This is a genomic window from Rhodospirillales bacterium RIFCSPLOWO2_02_FULL_58_16 (assembly GCA_001830425.1).
In the GTDB taxonomy this organism is placed as follows: domain Bacteria; phylum Pseudomonadota; class Alphaproteobacteria; order Rhodospirillales; family 2-02-FULL-58-16; genus 2-02-FULL-58-16.
This window is the reverse complement of the sequence record MIAA01000026.1, coordinates 88,855-97,592: the sequence shown is the minus strand read 5'-3', so window position 1 is coordinate 97,592 and position 8,738 is coordinate 88,855. Positions and strand designations below refer to the sequence as shown.

General features: G+C 60.2%; 10 protein-coding genes, 1 tRNA gene and 1 pseudogene (1 of these 12 running past the window's edge). All 12 read right to left on the bottom strand.

The genetic code is table 11. The features are described 5' to 3' along the window. Positions 1-567 (bottom strand): annotated as a pseudogene (locus A3H92_04705) (hypothetical protein) (it extends 776 nt beyond the left edge of the window). Between the two features lie 7 nt (positions 568-574). Further along, positions 575-1,225, bottom strand: coding sequence for a protein-L-isoaspartate O-methyltransferase (locus tag A3H92_04700; protein ID OHC74978.1), 651 nt, complete (start codon positions 1,223-1,225; stop codon positions 575-577). 75 nt (positions 1,226-1,300) lie between these two features. Then, a tRNA-Leu gene (locus A3H92_04695) sits at positions 1,301-1,387 on the bottom strand. Positions 1,388-1,404: 17 nt separating this feature from the next. Further along, a complete protein-coding gene (locus tag A3H92_04690; protein OHC74977.1) occupies positions 1,405-1,836 on the bottom strand; it encodes an NTP pyrophosphohydrolase in 432 nt (143 codons plus the stop codon). A gap of 10 nt (positions 1,837-1,846) precedes the next feature. Beyond that, on the bottom strand, positions 1,847-3,037 hold the full coding sequence (locus tag A3H92_04685) for a bifunctional ornithine acetyltransferase/N-acetylglutamate synthase (GenBank protein ID OHC74976.1): 1,191 nt from the start codon (positions 3,035-3,037) through the stop codon (positions 1,847-1,849). Positions 3,038-3,092: 55 nt separating this feature from the next. Next, complete coding sequence (locus A3H92_04680; GenBank protein OHC74975.1) at positions 3,093-3,932, bottom strand: hypothetical protein; 840 nt, start codon at positions 3,930-3,932, stop codon at positions 3,093-3,095. 98 nt (positions 3,933-4,030) lie between these two features. Next, positions 4,031-4,552: an RES protein gene (locus tag A3H92_04675; GenBank protein OHC74974.1), complete on the bottom strand. Its 522-nt coding sequence runs from the start codon at positions 4,550-4,552 to the stop codon at positions 4,031-4,033. Further along, complete coding sequence (locus A3H92_04670; protein ID OHC74973.1) at positions 4,549-4,953, bottom strand: DUF2384 domain-containing protein; 405 nt, start codon at positions 4,951-4,953, stop codon at positions 4,549-4,551. The genes A3H92_04675 and A3H92_04670 overlap by 4 nt, the downstream gene beginning before the upstream one ends. A 359-nt stretch (positions 4,954-5,312) precedes the next feature. Next, complete coding sequence (locus tag A3H92_04665; protein OHC74990.1) at positions 5,313-6,029, bottom strand: Crp/Fnr family transcriptional regulator; 717 nt, start codon at positions 6,027-6,029, stop codon at positions 5,313-5,315. Between the two features lie 143 nt (positions 6,030-6,172). Next, a complete protein-coding gene (locus A3H92_04660) occupies positions 6,173-6,853 on the bottom strand; it encodes a hypothetical protein (GenBank protein ID OHC74972.1) in 681 nt (226 codons plus the stop codon). Continuing rightward, positions 6,850-7,605 (bottom strand): cobalt-precorrin-6A reductase, encoded by a 756-nt coding sequence (locus A3H92_04655; protein OHC74971.1) that lies wholly within the window; start codon positions 7,603-7,605, stop codon positions 6,850-6,852. Before A3H92_04655 ends, A3H92_04660 begins: the two co-directional genes overlap by 4 nt. Next, a complete protein-coding gene (locus tag A3H92_04650; GenBank protein ID OHC74970.1) occupies positions 7,595-8,695 on the bottom strand; it encodes a cobalt-precorrin-5B (C(1))-methyltransferase in 1,101 nt (366 codons plus the stop codon). Before A3H92_04650 ends, A3H92_04655 begins: the two co-directional genes overlap by 11 nt. Positions 8,696-8,738: the final 43 nt, after the last annotated feature.

The window sequence follows — 8,738 nt, the reverse complement described above, 5'->3', positions numbered from 1 at the left end:
GGCCAGCCGCGATTGCGCCTGGGAAACGTCGGTGCGGGTGATCTCGCCGACCTGGAAACGGTCTTCGGTAGCCTCAAGCTGGCGCCTGAGAACCTGTTCGTTATTGATATTAAGCTCCAGCACCGCCTGATCGCGGAAAACATCCATGTAGGCTTTTACCGCATTCAGCAACACGGTCTGCTCGACCACGTCAAGATGATGTCGTTCGGCGCTCACCGTATTTTCGGCGCCGCTGATCGCCGCCTGGGTCTGTCCGCCCTTGTAGATGGACTGGGAAAGATTAAGGCCGAGAGAACGCGGGTCGCGGTGCTGATTACGGTCGACTCCCGTCGAGCCGTTGCTCATGTTGGCCGAGGTTCCGACATCGCCCACCACATCCACCGTAGGGCGCCAGTCGGCAAGCGCCTGGGGCACCTGCTCGTCAACGGCGCGCAATTTGGCGCGCCCGCTCATCAAGGTGGGATTGTTGCGATAGGCGGCGGCCAGGGCCTCATCCAGAGTCTGGCCGTGGGCTAACCCCGTCGATCCCATCAGTAAACACAAGACAACGGGCGAAAGCTTCTTCATATGGAATTTATAGCGCGAAAGCGGGTTTATCGGCAAAACCGGAAAGAATCGGCGTTCCGGCGTCGAAAAGATCGCGGCGCGACACCCCCGTCGCGTGGCGGGTGACAAGAACGCCTTTACCCAGGGCGGCGCCGGAAATCATCGTCGCCAACCGCCCTCCCTCGGCAAGCTGCTTTATGATGCCGGCGGGGATGCTACCGACGGCGCCGTTGATAAAAATAATGTCGTAAGGGGCTTGTTTGGGATAGCCTTTTTCCAGTTTGCCGCTGACAACGGCGACATTGTTGATTTCCAGCCCGCCGAGCGTGGCGACGGCTTCCGCCGCCAGCGCTTTGTCGCTTTCCAGCGCCACGACCGTGGACGCCATGCGGGCCAGCAGGGCGGTCACATACCCGGCGCCGCAGCCGATTTCCAGAACCACGTCATCGGGTTGCACCTTAAGCGCCTCAAGCAAACGCGCCGACACCATCGGCTCCATAAGGTAACGTCCGCCGCCGAGAGGAACGGCTTCGTCAACATAGGCAACGCCCTTCATTGCCGCAGGCACGAAGGCCTCACGCGGGATTTCCGCCATGGCCGACAGCACCGGCAGGTCAGTCACCTTGTTGGCGCGAATCTGGTTTTTCACCATTCTCATGCGGGCGTCGGCGTAGTTCATGGCAAAGGCCCTCCAGTGAAAAAAAGACGATAATCCGACGGCGGCGCAAACTCAATAATAAGAAATAGGAATCATTGGTGCGGACGGCGGGAGTTGAACCCGCATGGGCTTGCGCCCAACAAATTTTAAGTCTGTCGTGTATACCAATTCCACCACGTCCGCGCCGTTGTCGGAAAACCCTACAGAAAATCCCTGAGCATGGCTACCAGAGGCTTGTCCGCCGGGAGCATTTTAAGGTCCATCATGCGGACAGGCTTCAGCCACTTCAGTTGTTGGCCTTCCAGCGGGGTGACGGCTCCCCTCCATACCCGGCAGACATACAACGGCATCAACAAATGAAAATCGTCGTAAATGTGCGAAGCGAAGGTAAAAGGTGCAAGGCAGCTTTCGCTGATGTCGATAGCCAGTTCTTCCTTTAATTCGCGCACCAGCGCCGCTTCGGGAGTCTCGCCCTGATGAACCTTGCCGCCGGGAAACTCCCAAAAGCCGGCCATGGACTTGCCGGCGGGGCGCTCGGCCAGCAGCACCCTGCCGTCGGTGTCAATGATCGCCGCCGCCGCCGCCAGCACGGTGGGAAGATTCCCGTCACGCCGACGGGGAATCGCCTGCATGCAGCCCGAATCAGGACCTGTATTTGGCATTGATATCGATGTAGCCGTGGGTGAGGTCGCAGGTCCATACGGTGGCAGAGCCTTTGCCGATGCCGACATCGACGGCAATATCGATCTCGGCGCCTTTCATATGCCCGGCTACCGGCGTCTCGTCGTAACCGGCCACGGCGGCGCCGTTCTCGGCCACCGGATGGCCGCCTATTATGATCGACAGCTTGTCCCTGTCTGCCCTTTCGCCGGCCTTGCCGACGGCCATGACTATGCGTCCCCAGTTGGCGTCCTCGGCGGCCACCGCCGTTTTGACCAGCGGCGAGTTGGCGATAGACAGCCCGATAGCACGCGCCGCCTTTTCGTTTTCGGCGCCGTTGACGGTAATGGAAATAAGCTTGGAGGCGCCCTCGCCGTCGCGCACCACCTGCAAGGCGAGGTCAAGCATAACCTCGTTCAGCGCCCGACGGAAATCCGCAAGATGGCGGTCGTCGGCGTCGGTTACCGGCAGATGCTTGTCGCCCTCGCCGGTGGCGAACAGCAGCAACGTGTCGCTGGTCGAGGTGTCGCCGTCAACGGTGGTGCAGTTAAACGAGCGGTTGACGGCTTCGCCCAGCAATTTCTGAAGCACGTCCGAGGGAATGGCAGCATCGGTGAAGACGAAGGCCAGCATGGTCGCCATGTCGGGAGCGATCATGCCTGAACCCTTGGCGATGCCGTTGATCGTCACCTTTACGTCGCCGATAGCGGCGACGCGGACGGCGCCTTTGGCAAAGGTGTCGGTAGTCATGATCGCCTCGGCCGCCGCCTTCCAGGAATCCGCCTTCAAATTATTCTCCAGGTCCGGCAGAACGGCGATGATCTTGCCGCCGTCCAGCGGCTCGCCGATGACGCCGGTAGAGGCGGCGAACACCGTTGACGGACGGCATGGGAACAGGTCGGCGACGGCCTTGACGGTATCTTCCAGCGCCCTGTCGCCGGCGGCGCCGGTAAAGGCGTTGGCGTTGCCCGAATTGACCAGCAGGGCGCTTGCCGTCCCCGAATGCAGGGCTTTGCGGCACCATTCAACGGGAGCGGAGGCGGTGAGCGATCTGGTGAAAACGCCGGCCACCGAAGCGCCGTGAGCCAGCTTCACCAGCAGCACGTCGTTTCGCCCCTTGTAGCGCAGACCGCACGCTCCGGCGGCCAGCATCACTCCGCGAAGGGGCGGCATGTCAGGAAATGAATCAGGGGCGAGAGGAGATATCTTGCTCACGGGTCCACTTTTTCTATTTGGATTTCACTTGTTCATCCATGGGCGAGCCGTCGGGTTTGAACACCGTAATCTTGGCGCTGCCGCGCAGCCCCGTGACCAGATCGCGGCCAAGCTCATTGGACAATAAAGACTTCACCTCATCCTTGGCCTCATCAAAGGAAGGCGTCTTGCCGGCGCGGCGATCCTCGGCCTTGATGACATGCCAGCCGAACTGGGTTTTGACCGGAGCGCCGGTATACGCTCCCTTGGCCAGCCCGAAGGCGGCCGCCGAAAACTCCGGCACCATCTGCTTATCGTTAAAGTAGCCGAGATCGCCGCCGTCGCCGGCCGACGGGTCCACGGAGTGCTCTTTCGCCAGTTTGGCAAAATCACCGCCGCCCTTGAGCTTGGCGATGATCTCTTTGGCCTTGTCCTCGCCGTCAACCAGGATATGACGGGCGTGCACCTCTTCCTTGCCTGATGTTTCCTCGACAAATTTTGCGTAGCGGAGCTTGACCGCTTCTTCGGTCAACCCCGTCTTGATGTGCTGCTTGAGCATGATGCGTTCGAGTAATTGTCTCTCTATCCGCGAAACCTGTTGTTTGTATATTTTATCCTCGTGAAGCCCCTGCTTGCGCGCCTCGGTCGCCATTAAATTGGTGTCGATAAGGCTGTTCACCAGCAAGCCGTAGACGGCTTCGGGGGGGTAGTCCTTGAAGCGGGCGGGCAGCCGGGTTTCGGCCTCGTCAATTTCCGAGCGGTAGATTTCCACGCCATTAACGACGGCGACGACCGGGCCGTCTCCCGCCGTTGCGCTGAAAGGCAGAAAAGCGGCGGCAACCACCATGACGGCGCAGAGGATTCGCAGAATCATCAGATAGAACTCCTTAATTAATAACGGTCTCGGGGAACAGTAAACATGTTCTTCGCCATTTCAAATGGAATCAAAGATGATGCCGGCGATCAGCGCATTTACGGCCATGAGTCCCGGTTCTTCGGCAAGGACTGATCAGGATCGAATATCGAGAGCATATCCGCAGCGCCGAACGTTCCGGGATAAACTACCAGATTCGTTCCACCTACAGACAAGCCGGACCGGAAGAGGATGCCTTTTGCCCCCGCCGCCGTGACTTCATCGCCTGCAACCCAACTGGGCGGTTCAATACGTTGGTTGAAGTACAATTCGCGCCAATCGCAGTAGAAATCATCCCAAATCGGATTCCAGTCGGTCGCCTCGAAACCATTCCGAAAATCGGCGACATCCCCTACCGTTATCTGGTAGCTGACCAGCGTACCCGGCGGCAATAACGCAGACGCCTGCCGGTACTCCCTGACCGCCGTCTCAGTGTCCAGCGCCAGATAGATCGCCGGAACGCCCGGTCGATTGGCGCGTCCGCCATGCATAGCGGCGCCTGCCCCGCTCTTCGGCGCGACGGCCCATTTGGGGACACACATTCGGTAGGCGGTCAGTTCCTCCAGCCGGGTCAGAATCATCCTGCCGCCCCGGCCTCCAGCGACTCGATGTAGCGCAGCAGGTCTTCGGTGCGACCATCGCTCACTAACTGCTCGGCCGTTTTGTAACCGAACGGCGGCAAGGGTTCGTTGTGATACCAAAAAAGAGCCTTGTTTACCTCGCCGGACAAATCCGCCGCCGCCCGAATGACGCGCAACGCTTCACGCAGGAACCGTTGTACGCTTTCAGAGGCGGGAGATCGACTGATGGTGTTGCGGTGGACGTGGGCCTGCGCGGCCAGGGTCAGGAGGTCCATGTTGAATACCTCGCTGAATCGCTTGGGCGAAAGCGCGGCGACGCCGATTTCCTGGTCGTGCAGAAAATCCAGAAAGCCATTAAAGTCCTTGCCAAAAGCAGGAACGGCATAAATCGTGGCCGTCATGATTTTACTCCTTAATCGCGAACCATTAATGCACTTATTGTGCACTTTATGTGCCGCAGATCAAGAGGCGCATCACGCAGAATCTATTTCTAGAGCATTATCCGACCAAACGGAACCGCCTGCGCCGGAGCGATTTTGAGTCGTGGGCAGGAAAAGGGCGCAGCCCGTAGCGGGTGCTATGGGCAAGCCTTTCGACGAACCCACGCCCCAAAAGCGCCCGGCCCTTCGGGTTTCGATGCGGCGGGCGCCCGCTTCGTTGCGCCGCTCAACCGATGCTTTTGCATCGCTTTTCGCGTCGCGCCTGGCGGATCGCCTCGCCGGATCGAAACGCAGATGATCCCATTTGGTCGGATAACGCTCTAATCGCCGCGCACCGCCTCGACCATGTCCCGCAGGCGTTCAATGTCACGAACTACCAGAATGTCTTTCTTGCGTTCGATAATATTTTTGCGCGCCAGTTCATTCATTACCCTGGCGACGGTTTCGCGGGTGGTGCTGACGCGGGCGGCGATCTCGCCATGGACCGGCATGGGATTGATCTTCGCCTCGTTACCCTCTCCTTTGCAGGCGAGGGCTTGGCGCAGCAGGTCGGCGTGGACTCTGTTGTTGGCGCCGAGCGTGCTCAAATCCATGATGCGTTCGGTGGATATGCGTATGATCTTCGCCATGCTTTTCATGATGTTGAGCGCCATTGCCGGATAATTGCCGACCGCCTCAAGAAAGTCGGCACGCGGAAGGGCGACGATCAGACTGTCGGTCATCGATCTGACGCCGGCCGAGCGCGGTTCGCCGTCGATGGCCGACAATTCTCCGAAATGGTCGCCTTGGGTAACGTCGTCAAGGGTAATTTCCCGCCCGGACAGGGAATAATTGACGATGCGCACCCGGCCGCGAACAACAAAAAAAACATCGCTGGTGGAACTGTTCCGGTCGAAGATTTGATCATGGGCGGAGAAGCGCCGATAGCGGCAGTGCGTGGCGATCTTCTTCAATTCATCGGGCTTGAGGCCTTTCAAAAGCCGGATGCCGGTCAGAACCTGGACAATGGAATCCGATGGCGGCGCCGGCTTCGGCACCGGCTTCGGCGTCGGCGTTTTCACCGTCACCGCCTTCACGATCAGCTTGTTTTCCGCCTTCGGCTTGTCCAAGTTCAGGTTTCTCCAAAAACCGCCGATGTATAGATAGCTTACGGCGAGGGCGGCGAATATCCTTTTTTACCCTAAGGGATCGCCGATATTCCGATAACGTACTCGTGGCCGAAAAGGATAGCGGCATAAAGCAATAGTCCGCCGATGATCCGGCGCCGGCCGATTCCCCTCCAGTCAGGCCGTATTCTCCCCGACAAAACGGCGGCAAAGGGAATATTGGAAGTAGACGCGAATAATTTCCTCAGCGCCTCGTCATCCGTTTTGACGCGCCGCTTGTGATCAAGGCTGACGGGACCGAACAGGCTTAACGCCAGAAACATCCCGAACAGGATCAGGTCAGGCGCGTCGCCGTTGGCCATAAAGTGCATTCCCGACCACAGCGCCAGCGCCCACATAAGCGGATGGCGGGTAATCGACACGATGCCGGGGCGTTCGGGATTAAAGCCGTCGCTTCCCGCCCCGATCGAGAAGGGATTGCGGCTGGTCGCCCCGGCCGTCAGCAGAATGCACGAGAAAGGCATTATCAGGACCACCGCCCACCGCATCCATTCCCAAGGATACCACAACATGTCATGGGGCGCGGCGGAATAGGCGATAATCAGCCAGGCAATGGCGGCAAGGCTGATGGTTCCGTAAAAAAGCTGATAGCCGACGGCCCCCATGCGGCGGATAAGGGCATCGCGCCATGGCCGGTAGGCGGGAATGGTGTGGCTGGCGATAAAAACGATCATGGCGATAATAAATTCAGTCATTGCCGGAGGCGCTCCTTAAGCCAGGCCATGGCCTCTTCCGCCGTTTCCACGCTTTCGCCCGGTTCGGGCGGAGGCCTACTGACGGCAACGACGGCGATGCCGGCTTCACAGGCGGCAATGATCTTCGCCTCTCCCATATGGCCGCCGCTTTGCTTGGCGATCAAGGCGTCGATGCCGTAGTCGTCGATCAGGGCGCGTTCGCTTTCCACCGTATGAGGGGGGCGTCCGGTGACCAGTTGATAATCGGCCAGGGGCAGGGGGGCGTCCGGTTCCTCTATCAGGCGCACCAGGAACCACACCCCTTTCACCGTGGAGAAGGCTTCGATGCCGCCCTTGCCGACGGTGAGAAAGGCCCGCCGCGATATGCGCGGCAACGCCGAGGCGACTTCCTCAAGGCTGTCCATCTCGATCCATTTTGCGTGCGGCGGCGCCTGCCACGGCGGACGAATCAACGACAGGCGCGGCACACCGGAGCTTAGGCACGCAACATAAGCATGACCGGAAATGGTCTCGGCAAAGGGATGGGTGGCGTCGATCACAAAATCGACGGCCTCGTCCTTGAGATAATCGATAAGCCCCTCAACCCCGCCGAAACCTCCGAAACGCACCCGTCCGGGAATGTCCGGCCTGTGCTTCAGACGCCCGGCCAGCGAGGTGATCACCTCGACCTTTCCTTTGAGGGCGACGGACGCCTTGCGCGCCAGATCGGCGGCCTCGGCGACGCCTCCCAGAATGAGCAATTTACTTACCATCCGCGTATCCCGTCATTTCGCCGGCGCCGTCGAAAACGGCGACATCGACCGCCGTTCCTCCGGCAAGGACGGCCAGCGCCGTTTCCCGCGCCCGTCGCGCCACCAGACCGGACAAGTCCAGGCCTTGATCGCGGGCCTCGGCAAGCACCTGGGCCGCCGTATTGGCGCGGCGCGACCGCTCGACCTGTTCGGGCGCGGCTCCCAGTTCCCCCAGCATAGCCGCCAGCGCGGCAAAATCCACCGGCGAGCGCGAAGAGTGCAAATCAAGACTGCCCTGCGCCAGCTTTGACATCTTGGCGAAGCCGCCGGCCAGAGTCAGTCGTTCCACCGGATGCCTGCGCAGATACTTGAGCAAGGCGCCGGCGAAGTCTCCCATTTCGATGCAGGCGGTCTCGGCTAGTCCGTGCAGGGCGCGCGCTCCGGCTTCCGAAGTGCGGCCGGTGGCGGCGGCTATATGATCAATATGCGAAGCGCGGGCCACGTCAACGCCGCAATGAATGGCGTGAATCCACGACGAGCAGGAATAAGGGATCACTATCCCGGTGGTGCCTAATATCGACAGACCGCCGATAATGCCGAGTCGCCGGTTCATCGTCTTTTGCGCCCGCTTGTCGCCGCCGGGAATGGAGATAGTGACCAAAAGATCGGCGTTCCCGCTCCTGCCCGATCTCGCGCCGACGGCCTGCACCGCGTCGACGATCATCTTCCTGGGGCCGGGATTAATGGCCGGCTCGCCCACCGTCAACGCCAAACCGGGGAGGGTGACGACGCCGACGCCTTCTCCGGCGCCGTATGTAATTCCGCTGCCGGGCAGGCCGAATTGCACCGTCGATATGATCTCGGCGCCGTGGGTAACGTCGGGGTCGTCCCCGGCGTCCTTGATAACGCCGGCGAAAGCCCGCCCGTCCTCAAGCCCGCACCAGGACAGGGCGAAGCCGGGCGTTTCGCCTTTCGGCAGGGTAATGGCGACCGGATCGGGGAATCTCCCGGTAATCAGAGCCTCATAAGCGGCGGCGGCGGCGGCGGCGGCGCAGGCCCCCGTCGTCCACCCCTTGCGCCACGCTTGTTGTTTTGCTTTGCTGCTCGTCATGGTATGAAATTGATATGCTCTATTTGCACGGAAATAAATAAGG